The 17,102-nt window shown below is 55.6% G+C and carries 11 protein-coding genes; 6 read left to right on the top strand and 5 right to left on the bottom strand.

Going from position 1 to position 17,102, the window contains the following annotated elements; translation table 11 throughout:
• Window positions 1–173 precede the first annotated feature (173 nt).
• The 4 genes from L0666_RS09520 to L0666_RS09505 all read left to right on the top strand — a co-directional run bounded on the left by L0666_RS09520 (window position 174) and on the right by L0666_RS09505 (window position 7,886).
• Window positions 174–1,955 carry an autotransporter assembly complex protein TamA gene (locus L0666_RS09520; protein WP_235261077.1) on the top strand — a complete coding sequence of 594 codons (1,782 nt, stop codon included), beginning with the start codon at window positions 174–176 and terminating at the stop codon, window positions 1,953–1,955.
• Window positions 1,955–5,716, top strand: a complete 3,762-nt coding sequence (locus L0666_RS09515; RefSeq protein WP_235261076.1) for a translocation/assembly module TamB domain-containing protein — start codon at window positions 1,955–1,957, stop codon at window positions 5,714–5,716. The genes L0666_RS09520 and L0666_RS09515 overlap by 1 nt, the downstream gene beginning before the upstream one ends.
• 165 nt (window positions 5,717–5,881) lie before the next feature.
• Window positions 5,882–6,784 carry an ROK family protein gene (locus tag L0666_RS09510; protein WP_235261075.1) on the top strand — a complete coding sequence of 301 codons (903 nt, stop codon included), beginning with the start codon at window positions 5,882–5,884 and terminating at the stop codon, window positions 6,782–6,784.
• Window positions 6,777–7,886, top strand: a complete 1,110-nt coding sequence (locus tag L0666_RS09505; protein WP_235261074.1) for an N-acetylglucosamine-6-phosphate deacetylase — start codon at window positions 6,777–6,779, stop codon at window positions 7,884–7,886. The genes L0666_RS09510 and L0666_RS09505 overlap by 8 nt, the downstream gene beginning before the upstream one ends.
• Here the strand turns inward: L0666_RS09505 and L0666_RS09500 are convergent.
• Window positions 7,883–9,028 carry an acyl-CoA dehydrogenase family protein gene (locus L0666_RS09500; RefSeq protein ID WP_235261073.1) on the bottom strand — a complete coding sequence of 382 codons (1,146 nt, stop codon included), beginning with the start codon at window positions 9,026–9,028 and terminating at the stop codon, window positions 7,883–7,885. The genes L0666_RS09505 and L0666_RS09500 overlap by 4 nt on opposite strands.
• A gap of 19 nt (window positions 9,029–9,047) precedes the next feature.
• A complete protein-coding gene (locus L0666_RS09495) occupies window positions 9,048–10,547 on the bottom strand; it encodes a CoA-acylating methylmalonate-semialdehyde dehydrogenase (protein WP_235261072.1) in 1,500 nt (499 codons plus the stop codon).
• A gap of 122 nt (window positions 10,548–10,669) precedes the next feature.
• On the opposite strand from L0666_RS09495, the gene L0666_RS09490 reads away from it, so the two are divergent.
• Window positions 10,670–11,569: a LysR family transcriptional regulator gene (locus L0666_RS09490; RefSeq protein WP_235261071.1), complete on the top strand. Its 900-nt coding sequence runs from the start codon at window positions 10,670–10,672 to the stop codon at window positions 11,567–11,569.
• An 86-nt stretch (window positions 11,570–11,655) separates the two neighbouring features.
• The gene (locus L0666_RS09485; protein ID WP_235261070.1) at window positions 11,656–12,513 is read left to right on the top strand and encodes a fumarylacetoacetate hydrolase family protein; all 858 of its coding nucleotides are present in this window, start codon (window positions 11,656–11,658) and stop codon (window positions 12,511–12,513) included.
• 274 nt (window positions 12,514–12,787) lie between these two features.
• On the opposite strand, the gene L0666_RS09480 is transcribed toward L0666_RS09485, so the two are convergent.
• The 3 genes from L0666_RS09480 to L0666_RS09470 all read right to left on the bottom strand — a co-directional run bounded on the left by L0666_RS09480 (window position 12,788) and on the right by L0666_RS09470 (window position 16,995).
• Window positions 12,788–14,977: an NADP-dependent isocitrate dehydrogenase gene (locus tag L0666_RS09480; RefSeq protein WP_235261069.1), complete on the bottom strand. Its 2,190-nt coding sequence runs from the start codon at window positions 14,975–14,977 to the stop codon at window positions 12,788–12,790.
• 154 nt (window positions 14,978–15,131) lie between these two features.
• A complete protein-coding gene (locus L0666_RS09475; RefSeq protein WP_235261068.1) occupies window positions 15,132–16,190 on the bottom strand; it encodes an ABC transporter ATP-binding protein in 1,059 nt (352 codons plus the stop codon).
• 25 nt (window positions 16,191–16,215) lie between these two features.
• On the bottom strand, window positions 16,216–16,995 hold the full coding sequence (locus L0666_RS09470; protein WP_235261067.1) for an IclR family transcriptional regulator: 780 nt from the start codon (window positions 16,993–16,995) through the stop codon (window positions 16,216–16,218).
• Window positions 16,996–17,102: the final 107 nt, after the last annotated feature.

Here is a 17,102-nt window from a genome sequence, read left to right as displayed (position 1 = left end):
GCCACCACCCTGCCCCCGACCGCGATGCAGGTAAAGAGCATGGGCGACGTCAAAACGCACGGAATCGTCATCATTGTGATCGGCAATGCGACGCTTATGGCTGCTTTGTCGTTTCACAGCCCGACACAGTGCGATAGGTAAGAACTAACAAACAAGTCAGGCGCGAGCGGAACATGCGCAGTTCACACAGAATATTAGCACTTTGCCTCCTGATCGCCCCTTCGGCGCTCGTGGCGCAGGATGTGACGTTAGAACTTCCGGACAATGCGGCCGATTTACGGTCGACGCTGCGCACCGCATCATTAACGATGACACTGGAAGACGAAGGCACTGAATCACCGCAGGATTATGTAGCCGCCGCCCGTGCTGACTATCGCCGTCTGTTAACCGGGCTTTACGCCGAAGGGTATTACGGCGGCACGATCTCGATCCTTGTGGACGGTGTTGAGGCCGCAAATCTTGATCCATTAATCACACGCAGTTCGGTTTCCACAGTTGTCTTGAAGGTTGACCCTGGCCCGCGGTTCACGTTTGGACGCACCGATATTGCCCCCCTCGCCAGCGGCACCGAATTGCCCGAAGCGTTTAGCACGGGCAGCACCGCACGGTCCGACACCATTGGCGACGCGGCTAGCGATGCTGTTGCCGCATGGCGCAGTAACGGTCACGCTTTGGCGCGAACATCTGGACAATCCATCACCGCACGCCACCCTGATCGTCAACTTGATGTCACCGTCACAATCGATCCCGGACCAGAGCTGACCTTTGGAACAATCGAAGTTGAGGGCAACTCGGCGGTGCGCACGGAACGTGTCCTTGCGATTGCAGGCATTCCTAAGAACGGTTTCGATCCTGCAATGATTGATCGCGCCGAAGACAACCTGCGCCGCGCGGGGGCGTTTAACTCTGCAGCCGTTATCGAAAGCGACACCGCGGTAGACGGCACCTTGCCACTAACCATATCAGTGGTTGAACAAACGCCGCGCCGTATCGGGTTTGGTGCAGAGTATTCTTCTGTATCGGGGCTAACACTGTCGAGCTACTGGCTGCACCGAAACTTGTTGGGCGGGGCCGAAAGGTTGCGCATCGATGGCGAAATCACGGGGTTGTCTGGCGGTACAGGCGGTATTGATTACAGCCTTGGGGCAACATTCCTGCGGCCCGCTACATTTCGACAAGATACAGATTTCTATATCAACGCGACGGCGGAACAGCTGGACGAACCCACCTACTTTGCCCGCGACGTCAGCGTCGAAGCCGGCATCATACGCCGCATCCGCGATGATGTGATCTTGGAGTACGGTCTAGGCTTCGAGGTCGGTGAGATTTCGGACGACTTGGGCGATCGCAACTACGAACTTATCTACCTGCCGATCGCAGGAACGCTTGATCGCCGCAACGACGCCTTTGATGCCACGTCAGGATTTTATGCCAATCTGTCCATCACACCATTTGCCGGTTTCAATGACACCGACAGCGGCGCGCGCGTCGTGGGGGATGGCCGCATTTATCGCAGCTTCGGACAAGACGACCGATTTACCCTTGCCGCACGGGGGCAGCTGGGTGCGATTATTGGCGCTGACGCCGAGAACGTCCCATCAAGTTACCTCTTCTACTCAGGTGGCGGCGGCACGGTTCGCGGGCAATCCTACCAGTCCTTGGCCGTTGATTTGGGAAATGGCGATGAAATCGGCGGCACCGCTTTTATCGGGACCCAACTGGAAGCACGGGTCAGCGTAACCGACACCATCGGATTGGTCGGTTTCTATGACGCCGGATATATCGGGGCAGACCCGCTAAACCTCGGGGACGGAGATTGGCACAGCGGTGCAGGTATAGGTGTAAGATACGACACAGGCATCGGACCAATACGGCTTGATCTTGCGACGCCCACCAGTGGGGACGATGCAGGCAAACAACTCGAAGTTTATATCGGTATCGGGCAGGCATTCTGATGCGCAGACTGCTGGCAGTTCCCGTGGTCATTTGTGTTGGCATCGCGCCAGACTTTGCCGCATCTCAGACCAATGAAGATGATCGTGATTTCATTACCGGACTGATTGAAGACACCGTTTCAAGCGATGACCTCACGGTTCGCCTGGACAACTTTCAGGGCGCGCTAAGTTCCCAAGCGACGGCTGACGCAATCACTTTGGCCGACGCTGACGGCGTATGGTTGCGCCTTGATGGGCTTACGATCACATGGGACCGATCCGCGCTTTTGTCTGGACGCGTCGAAATCGAAGAACTAAGCGCTGACCGCATCGAATTGTTCCGAATTCCGGTATCCGACAACGAAACGGATCTCTCGTCTGCCGCAGCAGAACCATTCACCCTTCCGGATTTGCCCGTCTCCATCGACATTGATGCGGTAACGGCGGATGAGATTATCCTGACAGAGGACCTTTTAGGTGAAGCCATTGCTGCTCGGTTTTCGGGCGAGATGGTTCTTGCGGGTGGCGCGGGAAGTGCGAAACTCCAATTGGAACGAATTGATGACAAAGTTGGCGCTTTTGAAATCGACGTCGCTTATGAAGATGAAAACCGCCAACTGGCCCTCTTTTTAGATGCCCAAGAAGGCGAAGATGGGATCGCGGCGCGAATGCTAGGGCTTCCGGACCGCCCCTCTGTGAGGTTGGATATCGCCGGCGATGCCCCACTCGATGATTTTCAGGCCGACATTGCGCTTGCCACGGATGACGTTGATCGGGTGACGGGCACCGTTGCCCTGTCGCGCGAAAGCGGATCAGTTGATCAGGATTTTGCAATCGACTTGAGCGGTGACGTGCGGCCACTTTTGGAGTCCCAATACGATCCGTTCTTTGGCACCAACTCCGTTTTACGACTTGAAGGCACGCAGTTTGGCGGCGGCGGTGTCGACCTATCTGACCTCACGATTGCTGCGGATCAGATTGCCCTACGCGGCACGGCCAGCTTTGATGCATCTGGGTGGCCAGAAGCAATTGATCTGCGTGGGCAAGTCGGGTCTGGCACCCAAGAACCCGTCCTTTTACCTATCGCAGGAAGCGAAACCGAAGTCCGCAGCATGTCACTGGACGTGACCTATGACGTCGAAGCCGGAAACGAATGGACTGGCGCATTTGATATCGTTTCGCTGGAACAAGACGGTTTATCTATCGATACTTTGGCACTTTCCGGAGGTGGCATAATCATCCCAGGTGCGGACGAAACGCGCGGGCGATTCACTGCTGACCTGAATTACGCGGCACGAGGGTTCGCGCTTGCGGACCCTGCATTATCAGAAGCGCTCGGGCAGGATATTTCCGGCACGCTGACGATGGGACGACTTGAACAGGAACCTTTCGTGATCAACGCCATCACTCTTGAGGGTGCGGGGCTTTTGGTAAGTGGCAATGCAATTGTCAAAGGGCCTGATGATCGGTTCTGGACGCGCGCACAAATGACTGTGGATGCCGCTGATCTGTCACGATTTTCGGAGCTTACGACCCTTGATCTTTCGGGTGCAGGACAGATCGAATTGTCCGGTGACGTACAGCCTTTTGATGGAATTTTTGAACTGTACATTGGCGGTCAGACGACGGACCTTGCATTTGGGATTGATCAGGTTGACCCATTACTGACGGGCGCATCGACGGTGGCGTTGCAAGTTGATCGCGACACCACCGGTACGCGGTTGCGGAACGTGCAAGTTCAATCACAAGGGGTCGAGGCATCAGGACGTGGCGAGATAACCCCAGAGAGCGCTACCGCGACACTTCAAGCCGCTCTAACGGAGCTGTCGTTGATTAGTCCGTCTTTGTCTGGCCCTGCGACGCTGAACCTAGAAGTTGAAACCGACCAAAATGGCGTCATCATCCTGGACACGTCGGCCTCCGCACCGCGGGTTGATGCGGCCTTTCGGGGCATCGCAACACCGCAAGACGAAGGTTACGTCGTTCGCGGTGATGGTACCGTTTCCGCCACAGACCTGAGCGCCTATAGCGCGGTCGTCGGGCAACGTATGGCGGGCGGGCTATCAGTTGATCTGGAGGGAACATACGTCACGCAAACTGGCGTGTTGGATGCGGATGTGACCGCCCAAACGCAAAATATTAAACTGGCGTCGACCGCGCTTGATCCCGTTTTTGCGGGGCTTGGCCGGATCAGCGCTGGCGTGAGCCTATCGCAGGCCCGTCGTTTGCGCATTGATGCTTTGGATGTGGTGTTCCCGAACTTAACGGCGCAAGGCGCGATCACGACAACAGGCAGCGATACAGTGGCGAACTTATCCGCCAGATTGCGCGACATTTCTTTGTTTGTGTCCGACTTTTCAGGACCAGTCGTGGCCGAAATCGCCGCCCAACAAGATAGCGCTGGTTGGCAAGTATCTGGCGACGCGACCGGTCCCAATAATACATCCGCGCGCGCAACGGGACGAGTTTCAAACGCGGGCATATTCGATATGTCTGTAGCGGGATCGGCTCTTATGGCACTGGCAAACATCTATATCGCGCCACGCCAAGTCAGTGGGTTGGCACAATATGATTTGACCATTCAAGGTCCTGCACAATTAAGCTCGGTTCGCGGCCCTATTCGCATTCAGAACGCACGCTTTATTGCACCTAACTTTCGACAAACCCTCGAGGACATCAATGGTACTTTGACGCTGGCGGGCGGAACCGCACGCTTTGAATTCAGCGGGCAAGGTGCCACAGGCGGCGATCTTAGCATCACTGGCCCCATCGATCTTTCCGCCCCCTACCAAGCGGCAATTACGGTCGGAATCTCGGACTATGTTCTGCAAGATTCAACGCTATACCGTGCGACCGCACAGGGGCAGATCGGCCTAAACGGCCCATTGGCAGGCGGGGCGACAATCTCGGGTCTGATTGATCTCGGGGATGTTGAAGTGCAAGTCCCATCAACCGGTGTCAGTGCTTTGGGCAGTCTTCCCGCAGTCACCCATCTAGGCGTTCCGATGGACGTTCAACGAACGCTTGCCCGCGCGAGCGTCGGCGTAACGGCATCGGATAGCGAAACGGCCCAAGGCGGCACGGACTATCCAATCGACCTTCTAATCCGCGCACCTTCGCGCATTTTTGTGCGGGGGCGCGGTTTGGATGCCGAACTTGGCGGGCAGCTTCGCTTGACCGGAAGCACTAGCAACATTGTTCCAATCGGTAGGTTTGAACTCGAGCGAGGGCGGCTGAATATTCTTGGGCAGCGTTTCGATCTGGATGAAGGCTACGCCGAACTTCAGGGTGATTTCTCGCCCTACCTACGGCTTGTCGCGACGACTGAAGCCGCAACAGGAACCACCATCAGCATCATCGTAGAAGGCACGGCGGATGACATCGAAGTGCTCTTCGAAAGTTCACCAGAACTGCCGCAAGACGAAGTTCTCGCACAGCTATTATTTGGCCGCGACCTATCATCAATCTCGCCGTTGCAGGCGGTGCAACTGGCGTCCGCTGTGGCTACGCTGGCCGGCAACGGCAATGGTGGGGTGATCAATAACCTGCGTGAGGGGCTTGATCTGGACGATTTCGACATTGTCACCGACGAGGATGGCAACGCCGCCGTCCGCGCGGGGAAATACATCTCGGACAATGTTTACACCGATGTAACCGTGGGCGCGGATGGTACGTCTGAAATCAACCTTAACATTGATATCGACCGCAATTTTACGGCTCGAGGATCGGTGGCCAATGATGGTGAAACCAGCGTCGGCATCTTTTTTGAACGCGACTACTAAGACCAGCCTTCGCACCTTTCTTATAGTAACGCTCGACACCTGTTCGGCTTTGAGGTTGAATCACTGTGTCATCGATCCCCAACAAGGCGCACTAGAACGAATGCAACATTCCACAAATAAGGGCCCTGCATATCTGGTCGCATTCGCCTGTCTTGAGGCTGCGAAATGAACGCAATTGGGCTCGATCTTGGCGGCACAAAAATCGAAGCGCAGGTTTTTGATGCGAATTGGCAGGCCGCAGCCAAACGGCGGGTTGAAACGCCAAAGGACTATGCTGCCTTACTGACCGTTGTAACCGATTTGATTGCATGGGCGGACGACACTGCAGGGGCAATCCTACCCATCGGGATCGGTGCGGCTGGCTTGATCAACCCGCACACAGGCAATGCCCTGACCGCAAATGTCTGCGCCAATGGGCAATCAATCCCCAAGGACATCGAACATATACTTGGACGGGATATAACCTATATCAATGACAGCCGCGCTCTCACCTTGTCAGAGGCTGTGTTCGGCGTTGGCAAGAACCATGCGACAGTTATGGCCGTGATCCTTGGCACGGGGGTTGGCGGCGGAATCGCGGTTGATGGCAAACTGCGATCCGGAGCGACCCAAACCGGCGGCGAATTCGGCCATACGTCCCTGTCCGCAAACATAGTGGCAAAACACGGGTTGCCACTGGTGCCTTGCGGTTGCGGCGCTGTCGGTTGTGTTGAAACTTATGTATCGGGTCCGGGCATGGAACGCCTGGCCTTGGCCTTATCAGGGACCGCAATGACCGCCCGCGAGGTCGCCGCAAAAGGCACACCTGATGCTGAGCGGATCTGGCAGGTTTGGCTCACATTGGTTGCTGATCTTTTGCGAAATCTTATCCTGACCGCTGATCCTGATGTCATAGTTTTGGCAGGCGGGCTTAGTAATATTGCATGCATCACAGATGATCTGGCACGCGTCACCCGTGATGCCCAAATCGGTGATTTTGTAGTCCCCCCCATCGTTCTCGCCCAAGGCGGGGACGCCAGCGGCGCAAGAGGAGCGGCCTATGCCGCATGGCAAAACGGAAATGACTGATACATGGATCGCCCCTGACCAACTTTTTGATGGAACAACGTTGCACGATGGTTTGGCCGTGCGTGTGCAGGATCGAAAAGTGACTGAAATCGCGCCCGTACCAAGGTCGGCACTGGCGTTTCGCGGCACCCTGACCCCCGGTTTCGTCGACCTTCAAGTGAATGGCGGTGGCGGCGTCATGGTCAACAGCACCCCTACCCCAGACGGGCTAAAGTCCATCGCGGCGGCCCATCGTGGACTTGGCACAGTCGCCATTCTGCCGACTGTCATCACCGATCACCCAGATGTTTTGGACCAAGCTGCCAGTGCTGCAGTTGCAGCCTTTGGACAAGATGGCATCATCGGATTGCATATCGAAGGGCCGCATATTTCATTGGCTCGTCGCGGAACGCACTCTGCCGATTTCATTCGCGATCTGGATGATCGCACTATTGATGTCATTGCAGGTTTGCACGCAGCAGGCATGCCCGTGAAGATTACTCTCGCGCCAGAGGCTGCACAGATGGCCCAGATTTCAGCGCTGGTCACAATGGGAGCCATAGTCTCCTTGGGCCACACCGATGCTTCGGCGCAAACGATCACTAATGCTATTAAAGCAGGCGCCACCTGCGGTACCCATTTGTTCAATGCCATGTCCCAGATGACGGGCCGCGCGCCCGGCGCGGTGGGGGCCTTGATCAATTCGGATTGCCACATCGGCGTCATTTGCGATGGGCATCATGTATCGAACGAAATGCTAGCATTGGCGATCCGCGCGCGTCCCTGCCCTGACCGCATGTTCCTAGTCTCGGATGCTATGGCGACGGTTGGAGGGCCAGATCATTTCGATCTCTACGGCGACACGATCACCGTTATGGACGGCAAACTCGTCAATTCCGAGGGCAACCTAGCAGGCGCACATGTATCCCAAGCCCAAGGGGTTCAGCGGTTGGTGCGCGATGTCGGGTTAGGCCTGCAAGCCGCGTTGCGGATGGCAGTAACGACACCTGCGACATTCATCGGCAGACCTGACCTTGCGACGATAATCGGTCGCGAGATCGGAGACGTAATACTGTTGTCACCGAGCCTCGATTTCCAAGGTCCGTTGAGCGCGGTCACTTAGCCGCGGTCTTCGATCATCTGGCGCGACACGATCAGGTGCATGATTTCATTGGTGCCTTCAAGAATTTGATGAACCCGCAAATCACGTAGGATTTTTTCTATCCCGTAGTCTGCCAGATAGCCGTACCCGCCATGCAGCTGCAGCGCGTCGTTGGTCACTTCAAACGCAACATCGGTAACAAAAGTTTTCGCCATGGCGCAGTGTTTCACGCGGTCGTGGGCGCTTGTGTCCAGCTTCCACGCGGCCTGACGCAGGAACACCCGCGCCGCCTGTAGTTTAATCTCCATCTCGGCAAGTTTGAACTGTAAGGCTTGGAACTGATCAATCGTCTTGCCGAACGCCTTGCGCTCACCGGTATAATTCAACGCCGCATCCAAAGCCGCCTGCGCCCCCCCCAATGCCGACGCGGCGATGTTCAGTCGTCCACCATCAAGACCCGCCATGGCATAGCTAAAACCACGGCCTTCTTCGCCAACCAAATTGGCGGCGGGCACAGCACAGGCATCGAACTGCACTTGTCGTGTCGGTTGCGCCCGCCAACCCATTTTTTCTTCTAGTGCACCAAACGATAGACCATCGGTGCCGTCTTCGACCAAGACTGCGGAAATACCACGCGGGCCGTTCTCGCCCGTGCGCACCATGGTAAGATAGACATCAGAATAACCGCCGCCAGAAATGAACGCTTTGGTGCCTGACAGCACATATCCCCCATCACTCTTTTCCGCCTTTGTGCGCAATGCCGCCGCATCTGACCCGGACCCCGGTTCTGTCAAACAATAGGACGCGACCTTTTCCATGCTGCATAACTTAGGAAGCCATTCGGATTTCATGCCTTCGGACCCGAATTTGTCGATCATCCCTGCACACATGTTGTGAATCGAAATGAACGAGGCGACCGACGGACAAGCCATAGAAAGGGCTTCAAACACCATCGTTGCATCCAGTCGGGACAGACCGGATCCGCCGAACTCCTCAGAGACGTAGCACCCAGCAAGACCCAAGGCCGCAACCTCGGACCAAAGCTCTTTCGGGATAGTACCTTGTTTTTCCCATTCCGCCGCGAAGGGCGCGATGTGCTCTTGGCCAAACTGATAGGCCATGTCGAATATCGCAGTCTGTTCTTCAGTTAATGCAAAGTCCATGACGCCCTCCTTTTGGTTCTTATTCCATCACTGGGATAGAAAATTCGCCGCCTTCTTTGATGCCCGATGGCCAACGCGCGGTGACAGTTTTGGTGCGTGTGTAGAACTTAAACGCGTCCGGCCCGTGCTGGTTCAAATCGCCGAACACGGATTTCTTCCAGCCGCCAAAGGTGTGATAAGCCAGCGGCACTGGGATCGGTACGTTGATCCCGACCATGCCAACATTGATCCGGTTCGCGAAATCGCGTGCCGCATCGCCATCCCGCGTATAGATCGCGGTGCCATTGCCGTATTCATGATCCATCGCAAGGCCGATTGCCTCTTCATAGGATTGGGCGCGAACACATGTCAGCACAGGTCCGAAAATCTCGTGCTTATAGATGTCCATGTCTTTGGTGGCTTTATCGAAAAGGTGCGGCCCAATAAAATAGCCGTCCTCATAACCCTGCAGCTTGAAGTCACGCCCATCAACGACCAGTTCCGCACCTTGATCTATGCCCGTCTGCACAAGACGTTCGATGTTGGCTTTGGCAGCGCCAGTAACGACTGGGCCGTAATCCACATCCGCACCGGACGTATAAGGGCCGACTTTCAGTGCTTCGATACGTGGCACCAATTTTTCAATCAAGCGATCCGCGGTTTCGTCGCCCACTGGAACCGCGACGGAAATCGCCATGCAGCGTTCACCAGCTGCACCGTACCCAGCACCAACCAGTGCGTCAGCAGCCTGATCCATGTCCGCATCCGGCATAATGATCATGTGGTTTTTCGCACCACCGAAACACTGGACGCGTTTGCCGTTAGCACAGCCCGTTGAATAGATGTATTCGGCGATCGGTGTTGAACCAACAAAGCCGACAGACTGGATTACGTCGTGATGCAGGATTGCATCCACGGCTTCTTTGTCCCCGTTTACGACCTGCAGGATGCCTTTTGGCAGACCTGCTTCTTCCATCAATTCGGCCAGCATCAGTGGCACGGACGGATCACGTTCGGACGGTTTCAGGATAAACGCATTGCCACACGCAATGGCTGGCGCGAACATCCACATCGGGATCATCGCAGGGAAGTTGAATGGCGTAATACCAGCCGTGACACCCAAAGCCTGACGCATAGAATACATATCAATACCGGGGCCAGCGCTGTCGGTAAAATCCCCCTTAAGCAGTTCTGGTGCGCCGATGCAGTACTCAACCACTTCAAGGCCACGCTGCACATCGCCAGCCGCATCCGGCAGGGTCTTGCCGTGCTCGCGGCTCAGGGCTTCTGCAAGCTTGTCCATGTTGTCGTTCAATAGCCCGACGAATTTCATTAGAACACGGGCGCGGCGCTGTGGGTTGGTCGCGGCCCACGCTGGTTGTGCAGCCTGCGCGAACTTCACCGCTTGGTCCATCTCTTCTACGCTGGCCAGCGGGCATTTTGCCTGCACTTCACCAGTTGCGGGGTTCATAACATCAGAAAAACGACCAGAAGTCCCTTTGACGTGGGCGCCGTTCATATAGTGCGTGAGTTCTTGCATTGCCGTGCTCCTATCAGATTTGGCACAACGATACCCTTGCAAAAAGGCCTGCGAAAGAGGCAAGATTTCAAAATAGCTTTGCATTTCTGCAAAGCCTTACTGGTATAGAATTGGAAACCGACGTGGCACACAACTGGGATGATCTAAGGCTGTTTCTGGCCGTGGCCCGCGAACAGGGGTTGTCAGGGGCGGGTAAGGTGGTTCGACTAGACCCCGCAACATTAGGCCGGCGTGTGGCTAGGCTGGAAAAGGCACTGCAGGTCGCGTTGTTTGTTAAATCACCGCAGGGTTACGCACTGACCGCCGCAGGTGAACAACTGTTCGCCCGCGCCGAAGCTGCCGAACAGGCGATGATCCTCGCGACAGCGGACGTCGCGGACCAAAGCGACCACCTAAGCGGGCAAATCCGGATCGGCGCGCCTGATGGCTGCGCGAACTTCGTCTTACCGCAGGTCTGCGCGCACATCGTAGAAGACAACCCAGAACTCGACATCCAGATTGTCGCCCTGCCCCGTGTTTTTAACCTGTCCCGTCGCGAAGCCGATATGGCCATCGGCGTAAGCGCCCCGACGGCCGGCCGGTTGGTTGTGCAAAAAATTACCGACTACAAACTGCACCTGGCCGCATCGGCCCGCTACCTTGCGACCCGCTCGCCGATTTCCAATATCGCGGATCTCAAATCTCATCGGATGGTCGGCTATATCCCCGATATGATTTTTGACCGTGAATTGGATTATCTTGCTGAAATTGGTCAAAGCCGAGTGCCGATGGCATCCAACTCTGTGTCCGTGCAAGTTAACATGATTCAACAAGCAGGTGGCGTCGGAGTCATGCATGACTTTTCGCTCCCCGCGACACAGGACGTGCGGCGTATCTTGACCGATCACGTCAGCCTTACCCGATCGTTCTATCTAATCCGCCACGCGGATGATCAACGAAACCAGCGCTTGGCGCGATTTGCCAAGGCGCTCGTGAGCGGGGTGCGAAGCGAAGTCGAACGGCTTGAGGCGCAGGCAGTATAGATCCGCAGCTACCTCATGTTCCTTGCATTGCCGTTCTCTGCGTCCCAGAAAGATAGGAACACGAAACACGAGCACCTGAGGATCCCATGAAGTTATTGCGCTATGGCCCGGTCGGCCAAGAAAAACCCGGTTGCCTAGATGTGGACGGTCGTGTGCGTGATCTATCCGGGCATGTCGATGACATCGCAGGCGACACGTTGCTGCCAGAAACTATCGACCGCCTGAAGGGGGTGGATGTTTCAACTTTGCCTGTCGTGGCTGGCACCCCACAAGATGATCTGCGCCTTGGGGCCTGTGTGGGCCACTCTGGAAAGTTCGTTTGTATCGGTCTGAACTACGCCGATCACGCCGCTGAAAGCGGTCTAGAAGTACCACCCGAGCCAGTGATCTTCAGCAAATGGACGTCGTCTATTGTTGGCCCTGACGATGATGTCGTCATTCCGCGTGGGTCTGAAAAGACAGACTGGGAAGTAGAGCTAGGCATCGTAATCGGTAAGGGCGGATCCTACATCGACGAGGCCGACGCGATGGACCACGTGGCAGGGTTCTGTGTCATCAATGACGTGTCAGAGCGCGCCTACCAAATTGAACGTTCGGGCACGTGGGACAAGGGTAAGGGCTGCGACACATTCGGCCCTATCGGCCCTTGGCTTGTGACGCCGGATGAAGCTGGCAACTACGACGACCTCGCGATGTGGCTAGAAGTGGACGGCACCCGCCACCAAAACGGATCCACGGCGACGATGGTCTACAAAGTCCCGCACCTAATTGCTTATTGTTCACAGTTCATGAGCCTACAACCGGGTGACCTGATTTCAACAGGCACGCCCCCCGGCGTTGGGATGGGCCTGACGCCACAGAAATACCTGAAGGGCGGCGAAACGATGCGCCTTGGCATCGATGGTCTGGGTGTTCAAACGCAATCAGTGCGCAATGCGGACTGATCAGACGTTCGCCCCCGTCGATCACATGAGCCACGCCCGTTTTGTGTCTGCTTTTATCTCAGGCCAGATAGGTCACCAACACGGCGATTTCTCAGACTGAAGTGGTGCGACCAAAGCGGTTTTCTTTAAATGTCTTACCATCTCTTCACTCCCTTAGCTCAAGGGGAGCCTTAGTGAAGCGGCAAACAACCTCAATCGCACTTTGAAGAATGAGCGCACAAAAAAGGCCGCGCGTTCGATGTGAACGCGCGGCCTAGATTAAGTGTCTAACGACTTAGCCGATAATGGCGTTCAGCGTTGCAGACGGGCGCATAACTGCTTCTGTTTTTGCTGTGTCTGTACGGTAGTAGCCGCCCAGATCAGCTGCGCCGCCCTGTGCTGCAGCAAGTTCGGCGAGGATCGCAGTTTCGCCGTCAGCCAGCGCCGTTGCGATTGGTGCGAAATGCGCAGCCATGTCAGCGTCGCTGTTCTGCGCCGCAAGGGCTTCGGCCCAGTAGCGTGCAAACCAGTAGTGGCTGTCACGGTTGTCAGGCTCACCCACCTTGCGGGACGGTGAACGGCTATTGTCGAGGATGCCCTGCGTCGCAGCATCAACCGCCTGCCCCAAAACACGGGCCTTTTCGTTGCCCTTGGCATCTGCCAAGAACTGAAGGCTTTCGCCCAGCGCACAGAATTCGCCAAGGCTGTCCCAACGCAGGTGGCTTTCTTCGACCAGCTGCTGAACGTGCTTAGGTGCGGAACCACCAGCGCCGGTTTCAAAAAGGCCGCCGCCGTTCATCAATTTCACGATAGAAAGCATCTTTGCGGATGTCGCCAGTTCTAGGATCGGGAACAGATCGGTCAGGTAGTCGCGCAGAACGTTGCCTGTGATCGCAATGGAATTCTTACCCGCTGTGATAGTTTCGAGCGAGGCGCGCGTTGCTTCGCGTGGTGCCATGATGGTGAATTTATCTGCAACGCCTTTGGCCTCAAGGATTGGCGTAACGTATTTGATCAGTTCAGCATCGTGGGCGCGGTTCGCGTCCAGCCAGAAGATCGCTTCGCAGCCTTCGGCCTTTTGACGGTCAATCGCAAGGTTTACCCAGTCTTCGATCGGCGCTTTGCGCGCAGACGCAGAACGCCAGATATCGTTTGCTTCAACTTTGTGCTCGTGCAGGACTGTGCCGTCATCAAGGATCATCTTGACTGTGCCAGCCTCTGGCATTTCGAACGTTGTCGGGTGGGAGCCGTACTCTTCCGCTTTTTGCGCCATCAGACCAATGTTCTGAACTGTGCCTGCAGTAGCAGGGTTCAGCTTGCCGTTCTCTTTGAAGAACTTGATGGTCTCGTCGTATACAGGTGCATAGGAATTGTCTGGGATCACGCAGTTGCTGTCCCCTTCTTTGCCATCTGGGCCCCAGCCTTTGCCGCCTGCGCGGATCAGGGCTGGCATGGATGCATCGATGATAACGTCAGAAGAGACGTGCAGGTTGGTGATGCCTTTGTCGGAATCAACCATGTACATCGGTGGGCGGGCTGCCATGCAAGCTTCGATGTCTGCTTTGATGTCTGCATTACCGTCAATACGCGCCAACAGATCACCCAAACCGGCGTTTGGGTTCACCCCCAGATCGGCCATCGCTGCGCCGTGCTTTTCAAAGACAGGCGCGAGGAATGCTTTCACTGCGTGGCCGAAGATGATCGGGTCAGAGACCTTCATCATCGTTGCCTTCATGTGGAGCGAAAACAACGTGCCGTCTTTGGCTGTGTCTTCAATCTGCTCGGCCAAGAACGCGTCAAGCGCTGCAGCAGACATGAATGTTGCGTCAACGACGGTGCCTGCAGGGTAGGAAACGCCTTCTTTTAGAACAGTTTCGCCTGCGTCTGTGACCAGAACGATTTTCGCTGTCGCTTCTTTATCAAGTGTCGCAGACACTTCGTTGGAGAAGAAATCATTGCCGGACATAGACGACACCTTGGTCTTGCTGTCGGCTGTCCACTCACCCATGCGGTGCGGGTTGTTTTGTGCGAATGTCTTAACAGCCTTGGCCGCGCGACGATCCGAGTTCCCTTCGCGCAGAACAGGGTTCACAGCGGAACCCTTCATGCCGTCGTAACGGGCCTGAATGTCTTTTTCTTCTGCAGTTGTCGGCGCATCTGGATAATCAGGAACGTCAAAACCGTTGGCCTGAAGTTCAGCAATCGCCGCTTTCAGCTGTGGAACAGATGCAGAGATATTCGGGAGCTTGATGACGTTTGCTTCTGGTGTTTTCACCAGACGGCCCAGTTCAGCCAGGTCATCGGATTGAAACTGCTCTTTGGTCAACTTCTCGGGGAACGTTGCCAGGACGCGGCCAGCAAGGCTGATGTCTTTGGTGCCAACTGTCACGCCAGCAGCCGCGGCGAATTTTTGAATGATTGGCAGGAACGACGCGGATGCCAGTTCTGGCGCTTCGTCGACTTTGGTGTAGATGATATCTGACATAGGAATCCCCTTGCATGACGTTTGACGGCTTATTAGCCGAAGCAATTGCAAAGGTCGATAGTATACCGTTGTATACGGATGCCGCGCGGCAATTTGCGTCACCCCACTGCGAAACGCGGCCGGACCCCACAAAAATTACCGCGCTAGGGTGCCGTTACCGCAGCCGCGCTTCTGTCTTACGATCAAACAACATCGTGCGTTCTGCGGGGAATGTGATGCCAACGCGCCCACCCGCAAGCGAGCGATCATCCCCATGTTCTTCGACGATAATCTTTTCGCCAGTCGAAGACATCAGGTAGGCGTAGGACGTACCCCCCAGCGCTTCTGTCAGGTCAATACTGTGCGTATCACCGGCAGGATCAATCGTGATGTGTTCAGGACGGACACCCAAGGTCACCTCAGTTCCTTCGGCTGGAAGCGTAACGGGAACGCTGACACTGGCCTGCAAGCCAGGCACCTCAACTTGACCGTTCTTCACCACGCCGTCCAAGAAGTTCATTGCAGGTGAGCCGATAAATCCTGCAACGAATTTGTTGTCGGGATCCCGATAAAGGTCCAGCGGTGCGCCGACCTGTTCGATCCGACCGCTGCGCAGCACTACAATCTTATCCGCCAAGGTCATTGCCTCAACTTGATCGTGCGTCACGTAGATCATGGTCGCGCCGATCTCTTTGTGAAGCCGCGCAATCTCGACCCGCATTTCAACACGCAGTTCGGCATCGAGGTTGGACAACGGTTCGTCGAACAAGAACACCTCCGGGCCGCGAACAATCGCACGCCCGATAGAAACACGCTGGCGTTGGCCGCCGGACAAAGCAGCCGGTTTACGGTCGAGGTATTCTTCAAGCTTTAGGATACGGGTAGCTTCAGCAACTTTTTCGGCGATCTCGGCTTTCGGGTGACCGTTCATTTTCAACCCGAACCCCATATTTTCCTTAACCGTCATATGCGGATAAAGCGCGTACGTCTGGAAAACCATCGCAACACCACGTTCGGCAGGGTCCATCGCGGTAACGTCTCTCTCACCGATCGTCATTGCGCCTGCTGTGGTTTCCTCAAGGCCCGCAACCATGCGCAACAATGTCGACTTGCCACAGCCCGATGGCCCTACAAAGACGCAGAACTCACCATCCTTGATTTCCAGATCGATCCCATGGATCACCTGAACATCGCCATAGCGTTTGATTACGTTCTGAAGTGTTACACCAGACATGATCGTTTTCCTTTATTAAAGATAGTTAAGACGGGAACTGCCAGGACGAAGCCTCAGCGCCTATCTTTTGAGTGACATCGAGGAGAGGCTCACGAAATTCGCAAAGCGTCTCGAGAGAATGTTGGGATGTGGACGTCGCAATAGAGACCGCCCCCAACATCCTGCCGTTCTCAGATAAAATAGGGGCCGCAATAGAAATTGTGCCCTGCTCATGTTCTTCGCGGTCAAACGAAATGCCTTCCGCCCTAATCTGTTCCAATTCTTGAAGAAGCGTCTCGGCGGATCCGTGGGTCGCAGACGTGTATTTGAAGTAAGCTTGTTGTTGCAAAGCAAGCTCCAACCGCTTTGGAGCCATGAATGCCAGCATCGCTTTGCCGACGCCCGTGCAATAAGCAGGCGCCACCTTACCAGCCCGCGCGAGGGTCTCAGGGCTCTCGGCCAACCTGATCTTGTCGATGAACAAAACCTGCCCGTGATCGACTTGAGCCACGTGAATTGTTTCACCCACCTGCGCTGCCAGCGATTCGATAAAAGGTCTGGCAATCGGTGCAAGTGAAGCGTTCTTCCATGCTGCATGTGCAAGCCGAATGAGGCGAACACCAAGGCTGTATGTCTGATCTTCGGCGTCAAACGACAACATCGATTGCTCCACCAAAGACTTCATCAACCTATAGAGAGTTCCCTTGGGAAATTCAGACATTTCAAGGACTTCAGGAAAGCGTACAGGCCTCTCGAACGAGGCCACAAGCTCGAGAACCTCGAGTGCTTTTTTGACCGTTCCGCTTCCGGCTGTCCCAGTCGACATATGTCCAACCCCTCCCCTTCACCCAGCTCCCGATGGGCAATGTTGCTGTTGACAAAACTAGGGCAATTATGCTCATGTTGCAACATGCAAACTTGCATTTCACTATT

The organism is Octadecabacter algicola, from assembly GCF_021532625.1.
Classification (GTDB): Bacteria; Pseudomonadota; Alphaproteobacteria; order Rhodobacterales; family Rhodobacteraceae; genus Octadecabacter; species Octadecabacter algicola.
Note: the sequence above shows the minus strand (reverse complement) of the source record. Positions and strands in the feature narration are given on the sequence as shown.

Coding starts and splice junctions, on each gene's coding strand:
- L0666_RS09520 (WP_235261077.1), top strand. CDS start 174: ATGCGCAGTTCACACAGAATATTAGCACTTTGCCTCCTGATCGCCCCT.
- L0666_RS09515 (WP_235261076.1), top strand. CDS start 1,955: ATGCGCAGACTGCTGGCAGTTCCCGTGGTCATTTGTGTTGGCATCGCG.
- L0666_RS09510 (WP_235261075.1), top strand. CDS start 5,882: ATGAACGCAATTGGGCTCGATCTTGGCGGCACAAAAATCGAAGCGCAG.
- L0666_RS09505 (WP_235261074.1), top strand. CDS start 6,777: ATGACTGATACATGGATCGCCCCTGACCAACTTTTTGATGGAACAACG.
- L0666_RS09500 (WP_235261073.1), bottom strand. CDS start 9,028: ATGGACTTTGCATTAACTGAAGAACAGACTGCGATATTCGACATGGCC.
- L0666_RS09495 (WP_235261072.1), bottom strand. CDS start 10,547: ATGCAAGAACTCACGCACTATATGAACGGCGCCCACGTCAAAGGGACT.
- L0666_RS09485 (WP_235261070.1), top strand. CDS start 11,656: ATGAAGTTATTGCGCTATGGCCCGGTCGGCCAAGAAAAACCCGGTTGC.
- L0666_RS09480 (WP_235261069.1), bottom strand. CDS start 14,977: ATGTCAGATATCATCTACACCAAAGTCGACGAAGCGCCAGAACTGGCA.
- L0666_RS09475 (WP_235261068.1), bottom strand. CDS start 16,190: ATGTCTGGTGTAACACTTCAGAACGTAATCAAACGCTATGGCGATGTT.
- L0666_RS09470 (WP_235261067.1), bottom strand. CDS start 16,995: ATGTCGACTGGGACAGCCGGAAGCGGAACGGTCAAAAAAGCACTCGAG.